Here is a 22352-nt window from a genome sequence, read left to right as displayed (position 1 = left end):
AATGAGCGAGTCACGCGATTCATTTAATCTATCGGCATGGGCGCTAAAACATCAGTCTTTAGTGCTGTATCTGATGGTAGTCCTCTCCCTTGCTGGCGTGCTGGCCTATACCCAGCTAGGTCAAAAAGAAGATCCAGAGTTTACTTTTAAAGCGATGGTGGTGCGTAGCTTCTGGCCGGGCGCATCGGCAGCTGAGGTTGAGCGCCAAGTAACGGATCGCTTAGAGGAAGCGCTGCAAGGCATTCCTGAGATTGACTACACCAAAAGCTATTCGCGCTCGGGCGAAGCGCTGATCACTGTGATGCTGCACGAAAGCATCCGTGGCGACAAAGTGAATAACGCTTGGTATCAAGTGCGTAAACGGATTAACGATGCGAAAGGCAAATTACCGCCAGGCGTCGTCGGGCCATTTTTTAACGATGAGTTTGGCGAAACCTACGGCAGTTTGTATGCGTTTACGCGCGATGGTTTTAACGATGCCGAGCTGAAAAAATACGTCGAAAGCGTGCGCACTGAATTACTGCGGATTCCTGATATTAATAAAGTCACGCTGATCGCGCCGCAAGATGAAAAAATCTATGTCGAATATCGCAGCGCGAAATTGGCAACGCTGGGCATTACGCCGCTGCAAATTAATCAAGTGTTGGCCGCAACCAATACCGTCACGCCTGCGGGTGTGGTGGAAGGCGGTGAGGAGCGCGTATTTTTGCGCGTTAGCGGTGGTTTTGATGCGGTGGAAACTTTAAAAGCGACGCCGATTACCGTCAATGGCAAAACGTTCCGCGTGAGTGATGTGGCTGAGGTATTTCGCGCGACCTTAACACCCGCCGAAACACGGATGTATTTCCAAGGAGAACCTGCTATCGGCCTTGGTATTTCGATGCGTCAAGGCGGCAATGTGCTCAAAATGGGCGAGCAGATTGAAGCCGTTTTGGCTCAAGCCAAGGCCAGCCTGCCAGTCGGCGTTGAAATCCATGCGGTGTCCGATCAGCCTGCAGTGGTGAAATCGGCAGTGCATATCTTTATGAAATCACTGCTAGAAGCGGTGGCGATTGTGCTGGCGGTGAGCTTTTTGGCGTTGGGGTTTCGGATGGGCATTGTCGTGGCCTTGTCGATTCCGCTGGTGCTGGCGCTGACTTTCTTATGCATGAAAATCTTCAATCTGGAATTGCAGCGGATTTCGCTGGGCGCACTGGTGATTGCGCTGGGTTTGATGGTCGATGACGCGATTATTGCCGTTGAAATGATGGCGTTGAAACTAGAGCAAGGTTGGGATCGCTTTAGCGCCGCGACCTTTGCTTATCGCTCCACCGCGTTTCCGATGCTCACCGGGACTTTAATTACTGCAGCGGGGTTTCTGCCTGTAGGCCTTGCTAAATCAAATGCTGGTGAATATACCTTCTCTATTTTTGCGGTTGTCGGTTTGGCTTTGATTTTGTCGTGGGTCGTTGCGGTGCTGTTTACGCCGTATATGGGCTATCACTTGCTGCCGGAAAACCTAAAAGAGCACGAGCATGATGCACATGGCGGTAAATTTTACACGGCGTTTCGGCGCTGGGTAACGTGGTGCATTACATGGCGTAAAACAACCATCGCGCTGACGGTAGCGGCGTTTGCTGCATCGGTCGTTTTATTTGCCGTTGCCGTACCAAAACAATTTTTCCCCGCTTCCAGCCGTCCGGAATTAATGGTCGATTTATGGCTGCCGTATACCGCGTCGTTTGAAGCGACCGAGCGCGAAGTCAAAAAGATCGAGGCGATTTTGATGAAAGATCCAGATGTGGCAAGCGTCACCAGCTATGTTGGCGTGGGCTCGCCGCGTTATTACATGCCGCTCGATGAGCAAATGCCGAACTTAAACTTTGGCCAGCTCACTGTGATGACCAAAGACGAGCATGTACGCGAAAACGTCTATCAACGCGTCAAAACGCTATTTGATAACGATTTCCCGAATGTGCGTGGCCGTGTAACTCGTTTAGAAAATGGCCCGCCAGTCGGTTATCCGGTGCAATTTCGCGTCATTGGTCCAGATCAAAAGCAATTGAAAACTATTGCCAATGACGTCGCCAATGTGATGCGGCAGAATCCACACCTGCGCCAAGTGCATACCGATTGGGGCGAGCAGGTGAAAGTGCTGCACTTGGATGTGGATCAAGATAAATTACGCGTTGCTGGTTTGACGTCGCAGCAGCTGGCGCAATCTTTGCAAATGGCGGTGACGGGCGTCACGGCGACGGCATTGCGTGAGGATAATTTGCAGATTGAAGTGGTGAGTCGATTGGCGGCAGACGAGCGAACGCGGCTTGATTTCTTGGCGAATTTACCGATTCCCTTGCCATCAGGGCGTAGCGTGCCTTTATCGCAATTGGCCAAAATTAGCTTGGTGAGCGAAGAAAGTATTATTTGGCATCGCAACCGTGTTCCTGCGCTGACTGTGCGTGCCGATGTGCGTGGTAATGCGCAAGCGCCGGATATTTCCAATGCGCTGTGGCCAAAAATGCTGGAAATCAAAGCGAAACTACCGGTCGGTTACCATATTGAGGCGGGCGGTACTTTGGAATCGTCCAAGATTTCGCAAGAATCTATTGCAGCGGTGATGCCTTTGATGTTGTTGGTGGTGATGACTTTGCTGATGCTGCAACTGCAAAGCATACAGCGGATGATTATGGTGCTGTTGACCGCGCCGCTGGGCATGATAGGCGTGACGATTGCCTTGCTGCTGTTCCAAGCACCATTTGGTTTTGTCGCGACCTTGGGCGTGATTGCGCTGTCGGGCATGATTATGCGTAACTCGGTGATTTTGATGGATCAAATCGAGCAAGACATTGCTGGCGGCAGTGCGCCATGGAATGCGGTGATTGATTCGGCAGTGCGGCGTTTCCGCCCGATTATGCTGACCGCATTAGCGGCGATTTTGGCGATGATTCCATTGACGCGTGACACGTTCTGGGGCCCGATGGCGATTGCGATTATGGGCGGCTTGTTTGTCGCAACGATTTTAACGTTGCTGTTTTTGCCGGCGCTGTATGCTGCTTGGTTTAAATTAAAACCCGCATCGAATGACGTATTGGAAACAAAATGAAAAAAACAATTTTAGTTTTGGCTTTGCTCAGCAGTCCGAGTTTTTCTGCTGATTTATTAGCGTCTTGGCGCGCGGCGCAGCAATACGATGCCAGCTTTTTAGCCGCGCGCTATGCACAAGTCGCAGGCAGTGAAAAAACCAATCAAGGGCAAGCCCTGCTGCTGCCGTCGGTGACTTTAGGCGGCAATACGACGTATTCTAATACCGAGTTTTCGCCCGGCAAAAGCAGCGCATTAATTGGCGATACGCAAAGCAATGGCCAAACTTATGGTTACTCGGTTACTGCGACCCAGCCGATTTACCGCGTGGATGCATTTGCGTCGGCCGATCAATTAAAGCAACAAGCAAAATTAGCCGATGTGCAATTTCGTGTGGCTGAGCAAGATCTTATTTTGCGTGTCGCAAAAGCGTATTTTGAAGTGCTGGCTGCTGATGAAAAAGTGGTATTAGCCGATGCGGAAAGAAAAGCGGTGGGCGAGCAATTGGCTTTTGCGAAAAAGGCGTTTGAAGTTGGCGTAGCAACGATTGCCGATACTGACGAAGCGCAAGCCGGTTATGACAGCATTATTGCATTTGAGATTCAGGCAAAAAATGATCTGCAAGTAAAACGTAATATTTTTACCTTATTGACAGGCATTGATGCGAAATCAATTGCTCGTCTGAGTGAAACAATCGAGCCAACTGAAGTTGAGCCGAATGACATTTCGGTTTGGCTAAAAAAATCGAGTGACACCAGTTTAAATATCAGTAGCCAATTGCTGCAATTAGATATTGCAACGCGTGAAGTGGATAAATTTCGCTTTGAAAGCTCACCTAAAGTCGATTTAGTCGCGAATTTTGGTCAAAACTGGGATACCAGTGGTATTTCGCGTTCTGGCGGTTTGGATGAAACGCGCAAAGGCACAATTGCATTGCAATTATCGATACCGCTGTATACCGGTGGACGACGTTCATCTGAGTTACGCGAAGCAGCGGCAAAACAATCCGAACAAAGAGAAACTGTAGAAGCGACGCGTAGAAATACTGAACAATCAACGACGCAAGCTTTTTTGGGAGTCAATGCGGGCGCAGCGCAAATTAGCGCTTTAGAGCAGGTATTAAAATCGAGTAAAAGCTTATTGGCCTCCAGTAAATTGGGCCGCGATGTAGGGGTTCGTACCACCGTCGATGTACTCAATGCCGAACAAAAGCTTTTTAATACACGCTATGATTTAACCGTTGCACGTTACACGTATCTTTACACTAGATTGCAGCTAGCTGCCATTGTGGGTGATTTAGATGAAAAAGATCTACGCGCAGTGAATCGCTGGTTAGTCAATTAATTTAATAATTGAATATTGACCTTGAATTATTAGAAAGCTAGCCGCATAATCATTTGGTAATCAACACACAGTATTTATTTGAGGAGTCAGTAATGGATTTATCTACTTTAGGTTACCAAGAATTAGTTGAACTGCGCGCACAGTTAGATGGCGAATTAGTTCGTCGTAAAGAACAAGAAAAAAGCCGTATTTTGAGCCAATTGCAAAGCGCTGCTGCGGCTAGCGGTTTCACAATTGCTGAATTGTTGGGTGAAGTATCAGGCAAAAAAGGCGCGAAAAAAGCACCTGCAGCCGCTGCTTATATCAACCCAGCAGATGCTAGCCAAACTTGGTCTGGCCGTGGCCGTAAACCACAATGGGTTCACGATGCAATCGCTAATGGCGCTACGCTAGACGCATTGAAAATCTAATTCACATTTTATCGTGAATCAGTAACAGGGCGCTTTGTCGCCCTGTTTGTATTTGTAGTGTTCGTTATTGTTGATCGAGTTGATTATGTTCCATGCATTAAGCGCTAAATTAAATCCCCAGCAAGCGGCAGCGGTTGAATTACCCGCCGAACACGCCTTGATTTTAGCGGGGGCGGGTAGTGGTAAAACCAGCGTTTTAACCACAAGAATTGCATGGCTATTATCAACGGGCCAAATCAGTCCATCAGGCTTATTGGCGGTGACATTTACTAATAAATCTGCCAAAGAAATGCTATCCCGAATTACCGCAATGCTACCGCTCAATCCGCGTGGCTTATGGGTCGGCACTTTTCACGGCCTATGCAATCGAATGCTGCGTTTACATCATCGCGATGCGGGATTACCCGAGGCGTTTGCGATTTTGGATCAATCCGAGCAATTAGGCGCGATCAAACGCGTATTAAAATATCTCGGTTTGGATGACGATAAATATCCGCCGCGCGCCGTACAAAATTTTATTAATGGTCATAAAGAGAATGGTCGCCGCGCCTCTGATGTGGATGCATTTGACGATTATTCACGGCAATTACGCTTGGCGTATGAAGAATACGAAAAACAATGTAATCGCGAAGGCGTAGCGGATTTCTCTGAATTATTACTGCGCTGTTACGAATTGCTGTCGCACAAGCCTGAAATTAGAAAACATTATCAAGAACGATTTGCACATGTATTAGTCGATGAGTTTCAAGATACCAATCGCTTGCAATATGCGTGGTTGAAATTATTGGCGGGGAACAATAGCGCTATTTTTGCCGTGGGTGATGACGATCAATCGATTTATGCATTTCGCGGTGCGAATGTCGGCAATATGATTGATTTTCAAAGTGATTTCGCCGTTAAACATATTATCCGGCTCGAGCAAAATTATCGCAGCCACGGCAATATTCTGGATGCCGCCAATGCGGTGATTAGCCATAACACGCAGCGCCTCGGTAAAGAATTGTGGACACAAGCCAGCGCGGGCGAGTTGATCCGCGTATTTGAAGGCGCATCCGATTTTGAAGAAGCGCAATTTATCGTTGAAGAAGCGCAAACGCTGATTCGCGATGGCATGGCCTCCAGCGAAATCGCCATTCTGTACCGCAGCAACGCGCAATCGCGCATTATTGAACACGCGCTATTTTCAGCTGGCGTGCCGTACCGCGTGTATGGCGGTTTGCGCTTTTTCGAGCGCCAAGAAATCAAACACGCACTGGCCTACTTGCGTTTGATCGCCAATCCATCGGACGACAATGCTTTGCTGCGCGTGATTAATTTTCCAACGCGCGGTATCGGTCTTAAAAGCGTCGAAGCGATTGTCGACCGTGCGCGACTCGAAGGCTGCTCTTTGTGGCAAGCGGCGTGTACTGGCGCGAGTGGCCGTGGCGCGGTGGCGCTGGGTAAATTTGTGCATATTATTGAAGCGATGCGCAATCAAGTTGACGGCCTACCGATGACTGAAGTCATCGATATGATGCTCGATTTGTCGGGTTTGCTGACGCATTATAAAAACGACAAAGAAGGCGAAGAACGTGTCGCCAACTTGGAAGAGTTGATTAACGCCGCAGCGACGTTTACTAGCGAAGATGAAAATAACCTCATCGCCTTCCTCTCGCACGCCAGCCTTGAAGCCGGGGATCATCAAGCGGGCGCGCATGAAGAGGCGCTGCAATTGATGACGGTGCACGCGGCGAAAGGTTTGGAATTTCACGCGGTGTTTTTATCAGGGCTCGAAGAAGGCCTTTTCCCGCATGAAAATAGCGCTAAGGAACAGCAGGGCGTCGAAGAAGAGCGGCGCTTGATGTATGTGGCGATTACGCGCGCGCGGCAGCGTTTGTATATTAGTTTGGCGCAAAGCCGGATGCTGCATGGGCAAACGCGCTATGGCGTCGCTAGTCGCTTCTTAGACGAAGTTCCTACTGCCTTACTCAAATACTTAAATCGCGGCTATGCTCCAAGTAGTTACAGCGCCGCAGCCGCTTATGTGCCGCCCGTTGCATCGCCCAAAAAATCAACACCTGAGCATGGCTTTGCGATTGGCATGAAAGTCGAGCACCCTAAATTTGGTGTCGGGATTGTGACCGATCATGAAGGCGGCGCAACCGGCAATGTACAAGTGAATTTCGCGCAATTAGGTAGCAAATGGTTGGCTGTGGCGTATGCCAAGTTAAAGGTCGTTTAGATGGGTATTGACCTGTAGCCATTTTTTATATTGATCTACAGTCAGATACCCACATTAAGTGTGATGAGCCATGAATGAATAAAGTTCGCCCCTATTCTTTTGCTGACCGCGCTGCCGTTGATGAACCGCTAGAAGTCGCGGATGTTAGCGATTTTGCCGCGTATAAAGTGCTCGTCATCGATCATGTTGCCGAAATGCGCATGACGATGGGGATGATGCTTGGCCAGTTTGGCGCGACTCAGGTGGAATACGCCAATCGCAGCGGCGAAGCTTTGGGGCAAATGCGGCGTTTTTCCTACGATATTATTCTGTGCGCTTTCGATCTGGGCACGGGTTTTGATGGCTTGTATCTGTTTGAAGAAGCGCGCCGCCACAGTTTACTCAAAGCCAGTTGTGTATTTATTGTGCTGACAGGCGAGCGGCAGAGCACCAAAGTCATCGGCGCTGCCGAGCTGGGGCCCGATGCGATTATTTTGAAGCCTTTCACGGGCGATATTTTGTACACGCGCATTGTGCGTGCACTACGCAAAAAGAACCGTTTCAAGCCGATTGATGATGCCTGCATTGCGCATGATTTTTTACGTGCGATTCAGTTGTGCGACCGCGCTTTGAGCGAGGGTGGTGAGGATGCAATTGAATTTTTGCGGATGAAAGTGCATTTAATGCTGCGCGTGGCCGATTGGAAAGGCACGCGAGATTTAACGCGTGAAATTCTCGCTAAGGCCGATTTCCCTTGGGCAAAAATGGCGCTGGGCAAAGCACTGTTTCAACTTAAAGAATATGAAGAAGCGCAACTGATCTTCCGCCAAGTGATTGCCGAGCATGAATTAATTTTGGCCGCTTACGATGGTTTGGCCAAAACACAGGCTGCGCAGCACGATATTGAAGGTGCAAAACATACGCTGCAAGACGCGTGTCGGCGCTCGCCGTACGTCGTGGCGCGAATGCGCGAGCTAGGCGAAGTGGCGGTGATTGCTGGCGATTTGCCGCTGGCTGAGCAATCTTTGGCAGAAACCGTACGCATGGCGCGATTTTCATTCTGGCCGCAAGTCAGCGATTACGCGGCCTTGGGCGAAGTCCAGTTGCAGCGCGGCGATGTGGGCGGAGCTAGAAAAACCGCTGATAGTATTCGTAAAGATTTTCGCGCCAGCAATGACCGTGTGTTGGCCGATGTGATGGAATCGAATGTCTTACTGAAATTAGGCGATAAGGTCAAAGCGCGAAATATGCTGGATGCCGCTTTGCAGTCATTACCATTGAACATCGATCCGCCATCGCCATGCGTCGCTTTGGCATTGGCGCAAACCTGCTTAAGCCACAATCGGCTGGCAGAGGCCGAAGCGCTAACGCGCACGGTACTAAAAAATCGCCACGATGATCCTAAACTCGCCGCCAGCATTACGCGGCTGTATAAAATGCAAGGACGTGAAGACGAAGCGCTGCGCCTCATCGAAACGACTGCGGCCGACATTGTGGCGCTGAATAATGAGGCGGTCGGTTTGGCGCAAGCCGGCAATCTAAAAGCCGCCGCCGAGCGCTTTTTGGCGGCCGGTAAAGACATGCCCAATAATCTGCAAATGCTGCTCAACACAGTGAATGCGCTGCTGGCTTTGGTGAATCAAGAAGGTTGGCACGCGACGTATATGCAGCATGCGAACGATTTGCTCAATCGCATCAATACGCTAGATCCCACCTCGGGGCGCGGCTTGCAAATGGCAGAAATTTATCGCAAAACCAAGCGCCGCTATGGGGTTGCCTAGTTAATTTTTGCTTTTTTTGTCAAGAAATTGCTGGCATTGTCGATCTATGGCTTACGCATTTATTAAAGCTAAGCCATGCCTCTTATTCCTAATCTCACTCAGCTTCGTAGTTATAGCCCGTTCGATACGTTATTGAGCGGGCTAGCTAGTCAACGCAATGCCTCTTCAACCAACACACCTGCACCATTGCCGTCGGCCATTGTTCAGTTGTCTCAAGGCGAGATAAGTGATCAGAGCTATACGCTTAGGCAGCTAAGTGCTACGCAGCGTACTGAAAAATGGGAATCTACAGCAAACGATGCCGTTAGCAATCTAATGGCGCGCAATTTTGCCGGGGAAAGTAATGCCAACCGTTTTCTTGGTTTGGGGCAAGCGCTACTGGAACATTTGAAATCATCGGCAACGAACTTCAAGCAATCTGTCAGCGTACAGGCCGAGGAGCAATCTGCCGCGGTGCAGCAGGGGGAGATTGCGCTGAGTATTCAAACCCATTCGGGCGCCCGAGTTGCGCTGACGCTCAATAATCAGGGCGATAGCTTGGGCGTGGCGCTCAATATTGACGGCGAGCTGAGCACGGATGAGCAAACGGCAGTCAGTGCTTTGGCCGAAAGCTTCGAACTGACGGTGCGAGGTTTGCTGACGGTGCCGCCGCGGCTCAATATCGCCGGCATCACTCAGGTTGATAGCAATCAGATTAAGGCGCTGGATTTGAAAGCCAGTTTTACGGATCAAGCCAGTGAAGTCATTAAGTTTGATTTTCATAGCGATGCCAGCCAGCGCCAAGTAAAACTGGCGACGCCACAGGGAAAATTGAGCGTTAATGTGGATTTGCAGCAAACTGCAATCTTGGGTAATGCCACGCAAAGAGAAAAAGCTGTGGGTCGTTATTTGCAGCAAATGGAGCAAGCGAATCAGCGTGGCAAGCCCGATGCCGCAATGCAGACTTTATTTCAGGATGCATTTACCAATCTGCATCGGTATTACCCAGGTGATGCTGGCGCTTTGCAAGGCGTGCGTGCGGCCAATGTGGAGAGTTTGAAAGATTACAATCAGGCTTTATTGACGGGATTGGGCGATTTTCAAGCTGATTTGGCGATGAGTGCTGCGTCCTCCAACCCGATGCGCCCCAATGAAAGAGACCATTTTAATTTTCAAATGGCGCAAAGCAGTCGCATAGTGGGCCGCCAGTCGATTCAGCAAAAGCAAGATTCAAGCTTAAGCGCCAGTTATCATGAATCCTTGCAGGCCGATTTGCCTTTGCGCTTAACGATGGATAAAAAATCGCAGAATTACAATTTCGTTGAAATTAAAGATCAAGCTAGCAGCCAGATAGATCTGGCTTTTGATGGCAAGCATCAGTTGATTAGCGCAACTCTAGAAAAATCCGCGCAGCAATCGACCAAAATAAGCCGCTATGAAATGGGGAAGCTGGTTAAGGAATCGCAAATTCCTGCGCAATACCAAGTACTGCAAGATTTGCTCAGCACTTTGCAATCATTAGAAAAACAAAAGATAAAACACATCGATGATGAAACGTTGCGCCAGCAAAAACTCAGCGAATTAAATAATGTGATTTTTCTTGAGGGCCGCCCTGATGAGCTGGCCAAAACAAATCGTATTCAGGCTTTAGTCGACCCAGAGCAGAGGAAAGTTTGATCTTTACTGATGAGTTAGCTAGCTTAGCGCATCAGGTATTTTTTGTACTCAGGGAGAGTGATTCTGGCGATGGTTGCCAGAATTTTTTATTCCTTAATGCAACTGGCTTGCACAAAGAGGTGGTTTTTGTATATCCTTAGCCGCTTAATGAGATTTACTCTCAGTTGTTCGGCTTGATTGGGGCGTAGTTTGAAATATTTTACTGTGTTTGGTTTCTTTGCGATGGCCGGTTGGCAGCGCGTGCTGTGCGTGTTGCCTTTGCTCGCCGCGCTGTGGGCGCTGACTTTTTGGGCGCTGCAATCGTGATCTTGGTCGATGATTTGAACCGCTCGCACCAAAACGCAGCTTGGAGCGCTTTATGATTGAAGTTCATCATTTAACGCTGTGCTACCGCGACCGCGCGGCGGTGCATGCGCTGTCGGGGCAATTTGCCGAGGGCAGCCATACTGCCGTTGTTGGCCCGAATGGCGCAGGGAAATCAACGCTGCTGGCTGCGTTAGCGGGCGTCAAACAGCCCGACGAAGGCCATGTACATCGCCATGGCCGCGTTGCGTATTTGGCGCAACTCTCAACGCTGGATAAACAATTTCCGCTCACGGTACGTGAACTGGCTTTGGCGGGGGCATGGCAGCGCTGCGGCGCTTGGCGCGGCTTATCTAAAGACGATTGCCTGCGCGCTGATGCGGCGCTGGAGCGGGTTGGCCTCGCCGATTTTAGCAAATCACCGATTAGCAATCTCTCCGGCGGCCAATTGCAGCGCGCACGCTTTGCGCGGCTGATTGTTGAAGATGCCGACGTGATGCTGCTCGACGAGCCGTTTGCCAATGTCGACAGTGCGACGATAGAAAACCTACTCGACGTGCAAGACCATTGGTATCAAGCAGGCAAAACGCAAATTACCGTGCTGCACGATATGAGCCAAGTGCGCGCGCATTACCCGCAAACCTTGTTGCTCGCGCAATCTGCGTTGGCGTGGGGCGAAACGGCGGAAGTATTGACGACTGAAAATCTACAAGAAGCGAATCGCCGAGCGCAGCATTGGCGCAATGATGCGACGTGGTGCCAAGAATGTTAATCCCCGATATTGAATTATTTAACGCCCTGGGCGAATTTGCTTTTATGCGCCGAGCTTTGGTCGGTAGTTTGGCTTTGGCCGTGGGTTGCGCGCCGGTGGGGGTATTGCTCTTGCTGCGGCGGATGTCCTTGTTTGGCGACGCACTCTCCCATGCGGTATTGCCCGGTGCGGCGATTGGCTTTTTGCTCGGCGGTTTGTCTTTGCCGTGGCTGGCGGGCGGTGGCTTGATCGCAGGCTTGCTGGTGGCGCTCGCTGCTGGCTTTGCCGCGCGCAAAACGCGGCTCAATGAAGATGCGAGTTTTGCTGGATTTTACCTGCTGGCTTTGGCGATTGGCGTGTTGATCGTGTCCAAATGGGGCAGCAGCGTCGATTTGATTCACCTGCTGTTTGGCTCGGTGCTGGCAATTGATGATCCATCTTTACTGATTGTCAGCTCCGTCGCATCGATAACCTTGATTTGGTTGGCGCTGGAATATCGCGGCATCGTGCTCGAATGCGCCGACTCCGGTTTTATCGCCGCAACGACGGGTAACGGCGCGCGTTTTCATATTGGCTTTATCGTGATTGCCGTGCTCAATTTCGTTGCAGCGTTTCAAGCGATGGGCACGCTGATGGCGGTTGGTTTGATGATGTTGCCCGCCGCCACGGCGCGGCTGTGGGCGGAGCGCTTGTCGATGCTATTTGTCGCCGCATGGATTGTTGCGCTGGCATCGTGCCTGCTTGGATTGGTTGCGTCCTACCAATGGGATTTACCGTCAGGCCCTGCGATTGTGTTGGTGGCAGGTACTTTGTACTGCATCTCGCTCATCATCGCGCCGTTTGGCTTGTGGGCGCAGCGCCGCAAAGCCCGCCGCCATCATGCAATTTGATGGTTGAGCAATTGCTCGCCAGCGCCATATTTTGAGGAGTAGGTATGTCAATTGAATTGGAGTTTATTGTCTACGCTATTTTGATTGGGATTGGCGCTACGCTAGTCATTGACTTATGGGCGCAATTTTTGCAGCGTGTTTTTGCGATCCCAGCGCTCAATTGGGGTTTGGTTGGACGTTGGTTGGGTCATTTTCGTAATGGAAAGTTGAGCCATGAATCTATCGTTAAAGCGTCACCCGTGAAAGGTGAAAACATCATCGGTTGGATTGCACATTATTTAATTGGGATTGTGTTTGCTGCTAGCTTTCTTGCTATTGAAGGTTTCGATTGGGCGCGTAATCCAAGTTTGATCCCTGCATTGATTTTCGGTGCTGCTACGGTGATATTTCCATTTTTTGTTATGCAACCCTGCATGGGACTCGGTATTGCAGCAGCAAAAACGCCTAATCCATTGCAAGCTCGCATTCGTAGCCTGCTCACGCATACGATTTTTGGCTTCGGGATGTTCTGTACTGCCTTGCTCGCGGCTAAATTAATCGCATTTTAAGCCGACGCGCTTTTTATTATTCATTTCGCTTACAAGAAGATCCTATGCACCTCGTTCGCCAAATTCTCGCCGTCATTTGTTTATTATTCAGCTCGATCGCCGCAGCTGCGCCGCTTAAAGTCGTCGCCAGTTTTAGTATTCTGGGCAACTTAGTCCAAGAAGTCGGTGGGGATCGCGTCCAGGTGAATACCTTGGTGAGTGCGGGTGAGGACGCGCATGTTTGGCAGGCTAAACCGGCTGATTTGAAAAAACTCTCGGGTGCGCCGCTGTTTTTCGTCAATGGTTTGGGCTTTGAAGGTTGGCTCAAGCGCGTTGAGCAAGCCGCTGCGTACAAAGGCAAAGTCATTACCGTGACCCAAGGCGTAAAGCCGCTGACTTTAAAAGAAGACGGTCATCATGATCACGATGGTCACGATCATGGTAAAACCGATCCGCACGCTTGGCACGATCCGCGCGCAGTGCTGCTGATGGTGGCGCAAATTAGCGCCGCGCTGCAAGCGGCTGATCCGGCAGGTGCGGAGCAATATCGTAAAAATGCGGCGGCGTTTAGCGCCAAAGTGAGCCAGCTCGATCAAAGCACTGCGGCGGCGTTTTCGGCTATTCCGGCAGCGAGCCGCAAGGTGGTCACATCGCACGATGCTTTGGGTTATTTAGGGGCACGTTATACGATTCAATTTTTGCCGCTGCAAGGCATTTCGACCGAAGCCGAGCCTAGCGCCAAAGAAATGGCGGCGTTGATTCGTGAAATTCGCAAAAGCAAAATCAAAGCGGTGTTTGCTGAAAACATCAGCAATCCAAAACTAATCGACCAAATCGCCCGCGAAACCGGCGCTAAAGTTGGCCCACCGATTTATTCTGATGCGCTAGATAAAAAAGCACCTGCCAATACGTGGATCGGCATGTTTACGCACAATACACAGGCGATTTTGGCTGCGTTGAAATAAAAGTACTGTAGCTTGGGCTAAGCTTGCGCAGCCTAACAATCGCGGAAAATGTTGGGCTTCGTGCCTCAGCAGCAACCTATCTAGCCCAACTTACCGTGCTATTTTTTCAGTTTAAGCAGAACGTCATTGATGTTGATTTCATCCTCTGAAAAGCAATAAGCCGTATTTTGTTTGGTTCTGATGTGTAGATATTTTTTTGTTGGTGATGGCTTCTTTTTCCATTTGAGATATTGGCTGAATAGGCCAGCAATCAGTAAAGAAAACCAGCCCCCAATATAGTTGTTTTCTTGGTAGTAATTTCTGATCGCCTTTTCTTTGGATGACTCAGAATCTACCCAGTATTTTTTTATGTCTAGATAACTCAATTTGATGCCGCCTATTTCTATACTATGTTCATTCATTTTGGCGCCTCTTATTTCGTTGTTAGATTTAGCTTCTAGTTGACCATCAGCTATGTGAATTTAGGTGAATAACAATAGAGTAAAAATCAACTTTTCTCGAAGGAATCATCAGTTTTTTTATTTACTGTATTGTAACCAAGCAGTAAACCAGTTAGTCGCTGGTTCATTCGTTACTTGGGGCGTGTTTTCTTGAAAACGAAGTAATATACAGCGACTGTGATGAACTAGCCGATGACTTCGCCCCTGATTCCCCTTCCCAAATCAATCCGCGTGTTGGCGCTGTGCCAAGCGCTGTATACGATTGCGATTTCAATTCAGCTCACCTTGACGGGTTTGGCGGGTTTGCAGTTGGCGAGCAATAAAGCGCTCGCTACCTTGCCGTTTTCTTTGATTATTTTAAGCGCCGCATTTTCAGCGCTGGCCGCTGCGCATTGGTTGCAACGCGTTGGCCGCCGCAAAGGGTTTTTAACCGGTGCGGCTTTGGGTGCGATGGGTGGTGGCGTGGCTTTTTGGGCGATGCAACAGCAAAGTTTTGCGCTGCTTTGTGTCGCGGCGCTATTGAGCGGTGGTTTTCAGGCATTTGCGCAATATTATCGGCTGGTCGCCGCCGATAGCGTACAGGGCGCGAACAAAGGCCGTGCGATTTCGCTGGTGTTAACTGGTGGCGTATTGGCTGCGTTACTCGGGCCGTGGCTAGCGAAAACCTCGCAAGCGTGGTTGCCGACCATCTTGTTTGGTGGCGCGTATTTATTAGCCAGTTTGATGGGTATTGCCACCGCAGCATTAATCTATTTTGCCTACAAGCCAATACCTATGGTATTGGCGGCGAGTGAGAATTCCGAAGTCGCACGCCCTTTAGCGCAAATTATCCGCAATCCAATTTTTATCGCCGCGCTGAGTAATAATGTCGTCGCTTACACCATCATGGCTGGGCTGATGACGGCGACGCCGTTGGCGATGCAGGGTTGCGGCTTTAGCATTGGCGACAGCGCGGGCGTGATTCAGTGGCATATGCTGGGTATGTTTGCGCCGGCGCTGATCGCTGGCAAGCTGGTGCAACGCTTTGGGGCGATTACGCTGGCCTTCACGGGCATGGCGCTGCTGCTCGTTGCCAGCCTGCTGGCGCAGCAATCGACTGCCTTGATGATTTTTTATACTGCGCTGTTGCTGCTGGGCATTGGTTGGAATTTTCTGTTTGTCGCTGGATCAACCTTGCTGACGCTGAGTTATCAGCCCAATGAGCGCAGTAAAACGCAGGCATGCAGCGAATTTACCACCAGCTTTTTTGCCGCAGGCGCATCGTTATTTGCCGCGCCGCTGTTGCAATCTTGGGGCTGGACGAAGCTCAATACCTTCGCGCCGTGGCTGCTGATTATTCCCTTGTTGGCGACGCTGTATTTTTGGCGTAGCCAGCGGCGCGAACTGATTTCAGTCTGAAATCGATAGGCGTTGACGTGTATTGCGTCGCCTTACTGTAAGATTGCCCGCTCGTCGAAACCAAAGACGCCTTGTGCGTCTTTTATATTTTAAGTCATCTCCATGAATTCATCCCATCCCAGCCCACGGCATAAACACCGTTTTATCGTGCTCGATAGTTTTCGTGGTCTGTGCGCGCTCAGTGTCGTCGTGTTTCATTTGCACCTGCTGCAAGGCTTTAGCGAATGGGATTTCTTTCGCTCGGCCGGATTGATGGTGGAGTTCTTTTTTACGCTCAGTGGCTTTGTGCTGGCTTATCGTTACGGCGAAGAGCCTATTGATGGCGATGGATTTCGCCGCTATATGATCAGCCGCTTTTTTCGGATTTATCCGCTGCATTTAGTGATGTTGCTGCTGTTTAGCGGGGCGATGTTTTGGGGCGGATTTACAGCTTCGCAGTGGCAGCAATGGCTGTATCAAATCCTCTTACTGCAAGCATGGTTGCCATCGGCTGATCCGTTTGGTTTTAATGGCCCCGCATGGAGTATTAGCGTGGAGTTCTATCTCTACGTACTGTTTGGGGCAATACTCTGGGCAACGCTGCGCTGGCGGCAAGTGGCATTTGCGCTGGTGGTCGCGGCGTGTACGCTGTGCGCTTTGCTCGCGTTCAACTTTTCGCAAAGCGGCGGTTTTCGCGGGATTACCTGTTTTTTCTTAGGCGCGCTGGCGTATCGCGGTTTTGATGCAATTCATCAACAGCGGATTAGCTTTAAATGGGCAACGCTCATCGAGGTATTGCTGCTAGGCGCTTTATATATCGTGATTACAGCGCAATACCCAATGAAAAGCTTTTGGGCGGCTTGGGCTTTTGCGTTGGTCATTGTGCTATTCGCGTTTGAGCAAGGCGGTATTTCCAAGCTGCTGCGCCATCCGTGGTGCGTGAGCATGGGCAAATGGTCATTCTCGATTTACCTGACGCATTACGCGCTGCTGCATCTGATTCAAGCGGGGCTCACCGCCTTTGCGCCACAAGCTTTGCAGCCAAAAGACGGGCTGAATTTTATTAGTTTTGGCAGTGCGCTGGCGGATAACGCCGCTGGCTTAGCGATTTTGGCGCTGGTGCTGTTGATTTCGCGATTTAGCTATCAGCAAATCGAATTGCGCGGCGTGCGCTGGGGCAAGAAGTTGCTGAGTGCATAAATCGCCAACGGCGGCGTAATGACCGTTGGGTAATCTAAAGCATGTGATTTATCGGAAAAGCGGGGTGGTGTGTGACTTTGTAACGTGTGTTTTGTATTGCTCAATTGTACATTCAGTATCGCATTGCGCATTTGATAGCGCGAACGCGATTAACTACTCGTGTAAAAGTTTGATGGCAAGGCGAGACAACGATGCAAGAAAACTTTTGCTTAAGGACTTATGAAATTCAATTGGAGATCATATTGAGTTACCCAGCTTATCGAAAAAAACGCATCGAATATCGTTTACAACATATTACTGATTCTACCGAGTTAAAACGTAGCTATGCCGAGTTATCTTTGCTGCAAACTGTTATTCAGCAAGACAATCCATTCTGTAATGAGTGCATTTTTGATTGTGCGCAATGCAGCTGGGTTGCTAATACTGAATATCAAGTTGCCTAGAGTAAATGGTGCGTAGTTACAGTACCAAATCATGCAGAACATTGAGTCATTTAGAAAATGCCCTTTAGAGGGCATTTTTTATTCCGCCAACATCCGCCGAAATACCCAGCGTGATGCTGTGGATTCATCGCTCGCAAGTTGGTAGCCGTCGAGATCGAAATGCTTTAAATCATTCGCTGCCGTAATGCCATTGAGCGCGGCGTAGCGCACCATCAGACCACGGGCGCGTTTGGCGTAGAAGCTGATGATTTTGTAACGGCCCCCTTTGAAATCTTCAAACACCGGCGTGATGATATTGGCGCTGAGGATTTTAGGACGAATCACTTTGAAATATTCTTCGCTAGCCAGATTAACGACGGTGTCTTTGTTCAGCGAATTGACGGCGTTGGTAACGGTATCGTTCCAGAAATCATACAAATGATGGCCATCCGGATGCGCCAAGCGCGTGCCCATTTCCAAGCGATACGGCTGCATCAAATCGTGCGGACGCAATATGCCGTACAGCCCGGATAAAATCCGCAAATGCTGGCTTAAATACGCGTGTTGCGCGGCATTGAGGCTACTCGCGCCAAGGCCGGTATACACATCACCCATAAATGCCAGCACCGCCGGTTTGGCATTTTCCAGCGTAAAGTCAGGCTGCCAAGCGTGGTAACGGCCAACATTGAGTACCGATAATTCATCGGATAACTTCATCAATTGCGCGATATCGGCGGGTGTCTTTTGCCGCAATACATCGATGAGTTGCTGCGATTGCGCGAGAAAATCAGGCTGGGAATGCGGTAATTCGGCAGGAATGGGGGTGGTGTAATCCAGCGTTTTGGCTGGGGAAATCAGCATCAGCACTACAAAATCCTTATGGGTATTTGATTGCAGCCATTTATTTTAAATGGCTGCATCGATATACCTTATTGTGGTTCAACACCTGCGTCGCGTAGGCGGGCGGCGAGTTCCATGGCGGTTTTGACTTGCATTTTCTCTAAAATCCGCGCGCGGTGGACTTCGACGGTTTTCATTGAGATCGACAAATCATCAGCAATTTGTTTATTCAAACGACCGGTCAAAATCAATTTCATCACTTCACGTTCACGCGGCGTCAGGCAGGCGAGGCGTTGATCGACGGCGGTGCGGGTTTGCCATTCTTCGCGGCTGAGTTGATCTTGCGACAAGCAGCTTTCGACCAGATCGACGATGTCATTATCCGAAAATGGTTTTTCGATAAAGTCTGCCGCGCCTTGTTTCAGCGCCGCCACTGCCATCGGCACATCGCCATGGCCAGTGAGGAAAATCACTGGTGGGCAGTAGGAATAATCCTGCAACTTATTGAATAATTCCAAGCCGCCCATGCCGGGCATCCGCACGTCGAGCACGAGACTGCCGTAGTCTTCGGGGCGGTAGGTAGCGAGCAGATCTTCAGCGCTGGCAAAAGTGCTGACTTGATGATTGCGCGTCGAGAATAACCAAGAGAGCGCATCGCGGATCGCATCGTCGTCGTCCACAATGGCGATTTTGCGAGTATTAGGTGGCTTAAGGCTCATAAGCTGGATGCTCCGGTGCGAGTATTCAAAATGTTGAAAAACATTGGATCACGAAAGGCACGAACAAAATTCAAAAAAACACGAAAAAAATATAATGATTTGTTCGTGTCTTTTGCTGTTATTTCGTGTTGTTCGTGATCCTTTTGTCCTTATTCCGTGACCCTCTTGTTTCAAGGTTCGTATGATTCTTGCGGTAAGGGTAGCGTGAAAATGAATCGGCTGCCGCCGCCCGGATTGGCTTCAACCCATAGGCGGCCTTGGTGGTGTTCGATGATTGAGCGGCAAATATTCAAACCCATGCCCATACCGGTATTTTTAGTCGTATAAAACGGTTTAAACAATTGTTCCATTTGCTCGGGTGGAATTCCCGGGCCACGATCCGCGATGACCACCGACAAAATATCGTCGCTCGGCGTAATCAGCAAATCTAAAGCGCGTTCGGCCTGCGGCGTATTATGCATGGCTTCGATGGCATTTTTCATTAGGTTAAACATCACCTGTTCCAGCATTACTGCATCGGCGTAAATCACCGGCAGCGTGCTAACGTCACTAATCGTCAGTTTGACTTGTTGTTTGGCGACTTCAGCGGCGAGCAGTGTGCGCACGGTATCGACCAAATCGGCAATTTCACAGGGTTTTCGGTGTGGTGCGCGGCGTTGCACGAATTCACGAATCCCCGAAATAATCTTGCCCGCCCGTTTGGCTTGCGCGGCCATTTTTTCGATGGCTTGATCGAGCTGGCTGATATTCGGTTCAGCTTGCGACAGTACATTGCGGCAACCCGTTGCATAGCTGGCAATCGCCGCCAACGGTTGATTCAGCTCATGTGCGAGGCTGGAGGCCATTTCACCCATGCTAATCAAACGCGTGGTTTGCTGCAGTTGCTCGTTTTGCTGGCGCTCGCGCTCTTGTGCGTTTTTCAGTGCGGTAATGTCGGTGGCGATTTCCAGCCAGACTTCCGAGCCATCGACCCAAACGCTGCTACGACTTTTGACTTGATACCAATGGCCGCGATAGCTATCAAACCATTCGGTATCAATTGGTGCGCCCTTGCGCCTTGCCACATAGGGCAGCGCGCAATATCGGCCATGCCAATCGGGAATATTAAACGCGCGATCAAATTGTCGATTGGTCAGTAGCATTTCACAACTGGCCGAATCGCTCACTGACACGGCGGCATCGAGGCCATTCAATACCGTGACGAAGCGTTCGTGCGACGCTTGCAGTGCATCGCGTTCGCGTTGTAGCTCGGTAATGTCGTAAATCGAGCTAATCCAGCCGGTGTGTTGGCCTTCGCCGTCGATCAATTTGGCGGCGTAAAGCCGCACATCAAAGCGCTCGCCATTGGCGCGCATAAAGCGCATTTGGTAGCCCGAAGGCTCGGCGCGTCCCGATAAAATCGCCCGATACACTGCCATACAGCGGTCCAGATCTTCGGGTGGCCAGTAGGGCATGATTTGGCTTTTGCCAATCAGCGTTTCTGCGCTATAGCCGACCATTTCACAGAAGGCGCGGTTGATGTAAATCAGATGGCCGTCTTTATCCATCGCGCGTATGCCAGTGACGAGCGAGTTTTCCATCGCTTCGCGCATCGCGGTTTCTTGGCGCAACTGGCCTTCGACTTTTTGCCGCTCTTTGATGTGGCGGCGCAGTGCCCACGTCGAGCCCAGCATCAGGATCGATAGTGCGGCCACCGTGAGAGTTAGCAAATGTTGTTGCCAACTTTGTTTTTGCTGATAAACCGTGGCGCGCAGCTCAAATTGATTGGGGGGCAAATCAAAACCAATACCACGAGAAAGCTGAGTGGCATCGAGGTTGCGATCAAATTTACTGGCGATTTGTTGGCCGTTTTGATTGAGCGTGACTTGATAGCGCTGCGCAATCCACCATGGCACTTGCTGCTGCAACAGCGTGTTCAGATTAATCATCGCCAGTAAGGTATGGCGACCGTTATAGGGCAGACGAACGGGAACGACTTGCGCCAGTAGTGGGACACTTTGTTTGCCTAGCACCAAGGTGCTGAAATGTGATTCATTGCTGGCAAGTACAGCACTGCGGGCGGCAACCAAGTTGCGATGTTTTTGTTCGGGCAAAAAATCGGGGCGGTATTGCGGATAACGCCAGCGCTCTTGCCCCGTTTCATCGACGTATTCCAGCGACATCACTTCGGGTGAGTCTTGCAAGAGTGAGAGCGAGCGGCCAGTAAATTCGGCCGAGTTAAAGCCCTCCGTTGCAATCACTTCGGCCAGCCCACTGAGCTGGGTATTTAGATTATCCAGCCGATTTTTGAGTGCTTGTTTTTGCCACAGCAAATCTTGCTCTAGCGTACTGGTAATGGCTTGATCTTCTTTGTGTGCCGTCTGAATCAGAAACAGCGCGAAAGCCAGTGCAAATAGCGCGGCTGCAAAAGGCGTAATCGTGAGCAGCCAGCGCGATAATGCTTGTTCTTCGTGACGGTACAGCGATTTAGCCACTCGCTTTTACCTCGTTTTTGAGTGGCTGTTGTTGGATAAAGTCGGTGATACTTTCCAGCACAGAGGCTGCGATATTATCGAGTGCTTCTGTGGTTAAAAAGCCTTGATGTGAGGTAATCACAACATTAGGAAACGTGGTGAGCCGTGCCAGAATATCGTCTTTGAGCATGCTGGCCGATAGATCTTCAAAGAAAACGCCTTCTTCGTATTCATAGACATCCAAGCCCACACCGCCGACGTGGCCTGATTTCAGCGATTTAATGAGCGCTAATGTGTTAATTAAGCCGCCACGACTGGTATTGAGTAGCACCACGCCACGCTTCATTTTGGCAAGCGTTGTGGCATTAATCATGTGCTGCGTGGTTGGAAATAACGGCGAATGCAGTGAGATGATGTCTGATTGAGCAAATAGCGTATCGAGCGGCACAAACTCACAGCCTATATCGCAAGTTTGCGGTGGGTATGGATCATAAGCCAAAACTTTACAGCCAAATCCACGTGCAATTCGCGCGGTAGCTAGACCTATTTTTCCCGCGCCGACAATGCCGAAGGTGCGGCCGTGAAGGTTAAATCCCTCCAGTCCATCGAGCGTAAAGTTGCCATCGCGTACCCGATTGAATGCGCGGTGCGTTTTGCGAACGAGGGTGAGCAGTAAAGCAAAGGCATGCTCGGCAACGGCTTCTGGCGAGTAAGCGGGAACGCGCGTCACCGGAATGCCGTGCTTCGCTGCGGCGACTAGATCAACGCTATTAAATCCAGAGCAACGTAAGGCGATCAGTTTGACCCCCAGCTTGGCGAGTTTCGCAATCGTTGGCGCATCGAGTTTATCGTTTACAAACGGACATACAACGTCAAATCCTTCGGCCAATGGCACCGTTTTAGCATTGAGTCTATCGTCAAAAAATACCAAGTCGTGCTGCGGCTCTGTATTAGCAGCGTTCAGCGCGGCTCGGTCATATTGTTTGCTATCAAAAACAGCGATCCGCATGATTA

18 protein-coding genes are annotated in these 22352 nt (G+C 50.1%); 13 read left to right on the top strand and 5 right to left on the bottom strand.

Annotation, left to right across the window (positions count from 1 at the left end; all coding sequences use genetic code 11):
* Window position 1 precedes the first annotated feature (1 nt).
* From Q320_RS0117270 to Q320_RS0117220, 10 genes are all read left to right on the top strand, one after another.
* The gene (locus tag Q320_RS0117270; RefSeq protein WP_027470040.1) at window positions 2-3082 is read left to right on the top strand and encodes an efflux RND transporter permease subunit; all 3081 of its coding nucleotides are present in this window, start codon (window positions 2-4) and stop codon (window positions 3080-3082) included.
* The gene (locus tag Q320_RS0117265) at window positions 3079-4404 is read left to right on the top strand and encodes a TolC family outer membrane protein (RefSeq protein WP_027470039.1); all 1326 of its coding nucleotides are present in this window, start codon (window positions 3079-3081) and stop codon (window positions 4402-4404) included. Before Q320_RS0117270 ends, Q320_RS0117265 begins: the two co-directional genes overlap by 4 nt.
* A gap of 92 nt (window positions 4405-4496) precedes the next feature.
* On the top strand, window positions 4497-4814 hold the full coding sequence (locus Q320_RS0117260; RefSeq protein WP_027470038.1) for an H-NS histone family protein: 318 nt from the start codon (window positions 4497-4499) through the stop codon (window positions 4812-4814).
* A gap of 85 nt (window positions 4815-4899) precedes the next feature.
* Window positions 4900-7035 (top strand): UvrD-helicase domain-containing protein, encoded by a 2136-nt coding sequence (locus Q320_RS0117255; protein WP_027470037.1) that lies wholly within the window; start codon window positions 4900-4902, stop codon window positions 7033-7035.
* Window positions 7036-7109: 74 nt separating this feature from the next.
* Entirely contained in the window at window positions 7110-8795 is a 1686-nt protein-coding gene (locus tag Q320_RS0117250; protein WP_027470036.1) for a tetratricopeptide repeat protein, read from the top strand.
* Between the two features lie 315 nt (window positions 8796-9110).
* A complete protein-coding gene (locus tag Q320_RS0117245) occupies window positions 9111-10451 on the top strand; it encodes a hypothetical protein (protein ID WP_027470035.1) in 1341 nt (446 codons plus the stop codon).
* Window positions 10452-10809: 358 nt separating this feature from the next.
* Window positions 10810-11526 carry a metal ABC transporter ATP-binding protein gene (locus Q320_RS0117235; RefSeq protein ID WP_027470034.1) on the top strand — a complete coding sequence of 239 codons (717 nt, stop codon included), beginning with the start codon at window positions 10810-10812 and terminating at the stop codon, window positions 11524-11526.
* Window positions 11520-12395, top strand: coding sequence for a metal ABC transporter permease (locus tag Q320_RS0117230; RefSeq protein WP_035854201.1), 876 nt, complete (start codon window positions 11520-11522; stop codon window positions 12393-12395). The genes Q320_RS0117235 and Q320_RS0117230 overlap by 7 nt, the downstream gene beginning before the upstream one ends.
* A 44-nt stretch (window positions 12396-12439) precedes the next feature.
* Window positions 12440-12943, top strand: coding sequence for a DUF2938 domain-containing protein (locus Q320_RS0117225; RefSeq protein ID WP_027470032.1), 504 nt, complete (start codon window positions 12440-12442; stop codon window positions 12941-12943).
* A 44-nt stretch (window positions 12944-12987) separates the two neighbouring features.
* Entirely contained in the window at window positions 12988-13887 is a 900-nt protein-coding gene (locus Q320_RS0117220; RefSeq protein WP_027470031.1) for a metal ABC transporter solute-binding protein, Zn/Mn family, read from the top strand.
* A 98-nt stretch (window positions 13888-13985) separates the two neighbouring features.
* Here the strand turns inward: Q320_RS0117220 and Q320_RS0117215 are convergent, their stop codons facing one another.
* On the bottom strand, window positions 13986-14288 hold the full coding sequence (locus tag Q320_RS0117215) for a hypothetical protein (protein ID WP_027470030.1): 303 nt from the start codon (window positions 14286-14288) through the stop codon (window positions 13986-13988).
* 231 nt (window positions 14289-14519) lie between these two features.
* Here Q320_RS0117215 and Q320_RS20420 point away from each other — a divergent pair, with 231 nt between their 5' ends.
* From Q320_RS20420 to Q320_RS0117200, 3 genes are all read left to right on the top strand, one after another.
* On the top strand, window positions 14520-15725 hold the full coding sequence (locus tag Q320_RS20420; RefSeq protein ID WP_156939104.1) for an MFS transporter: 1206 nt from the start codon (window positions 14520-14522) through the stop codon (window positions 15723-15725).
* Between the two features lie 102 nt (window positions 15726-15827).
* Complete coding sequence (locus tag Q320_RS0117205; protein ID WP_027470029.1) at window positions 15828-16904, top strand: acyltransferase family protein; 1077 nt, start codon at window positions 15828-15830, stop codon at window positions 16902-16904.
* A gap of 242 nt (window positions 16905-17146) precedes the next feature.
* Window positions 17147-17347, top strand: a complete 201-nt coding sequence (locus tag Q320_RS0117200) for a hypothetical protein (protein ID WP_156939103.1) — start codon at window positions 17147-17149, stop codon at window positions 17345-17347.
* Window positions 17348-17425: 78 nt separating this feature from the next.
* On the opposite strand, the gene yaaA is transcribed toward Q320_RS0117200, so the two are convergent.
* From yaaA to Q320_RS0117180, 4 genes are all read right to left on the bottom strand, one after another.
* Window positions 17426-18193: a peroxide stress protein YaaA gene (gene yaaA / locus Q320_RS0117195; protein WP_027470027.1), complete on the bottom strand. Its 768-nt coding sequence runs from the start codon at window positions 18191-18193 to the stop codon at window positions 17426-17428.
* A 62-nt stretch (window positions 18194-18255) separates the two neighbouring features.
* Window positions 18256-18885: a response regulator transcription factor gene (locus Q320_RS0117190; RefSeq protein ID WP_027470026.1), complete on the bottom strand. Its 630-nt coding sequence runs from the start codon at window positions 18883-18885 to the stop codon at window positions 18256-18258.
* 170 nt (window positions 18886-19055) lie between these two features.
* Window positions 19056-21359, bottom strand: coding sequence for a PAS domain-containing sensor histidine kinase (locus Q320_RS0117185; RefSeq protein WP_027470025.1), 2304 nt, complete (start codon window positions 21357-21359; stop codon window positions 19056-19058).
* Window positions 21352-22347 carry a 2-hydroxyacid dehydrogenase gene (locus tag Q320_RS0117180; RefSeq protein ID WP_027470024.1) on the bottom strand — a complete coding sequence of 332 codons (996 nt, stop codon included), beginning with the start codon at window positions 22345-22347 and terminating at the stop codon, window positions 21352-21354. Before Q320_RS0117180 ends, Q320_RS0117185 begins: the two co-directional genes overlap by 8 nt.
* Window positions 22348-22352 lie beyond the last annotated feature (5 nt).

It is taken from the genome of Deefgea rivuli DSM 18356 (assembly GCF_000620145.1).
GTDB classification, from domain to species: Bacteria; Pseudomonadota; Gammaproteobacteria; order Burkholderiales; family Chitinibacteraceae; genus Deefgea; species Deefgea rivuli.
This window is presented reverse-complemented; position numbering and strand designations above follow the sequence as displayed.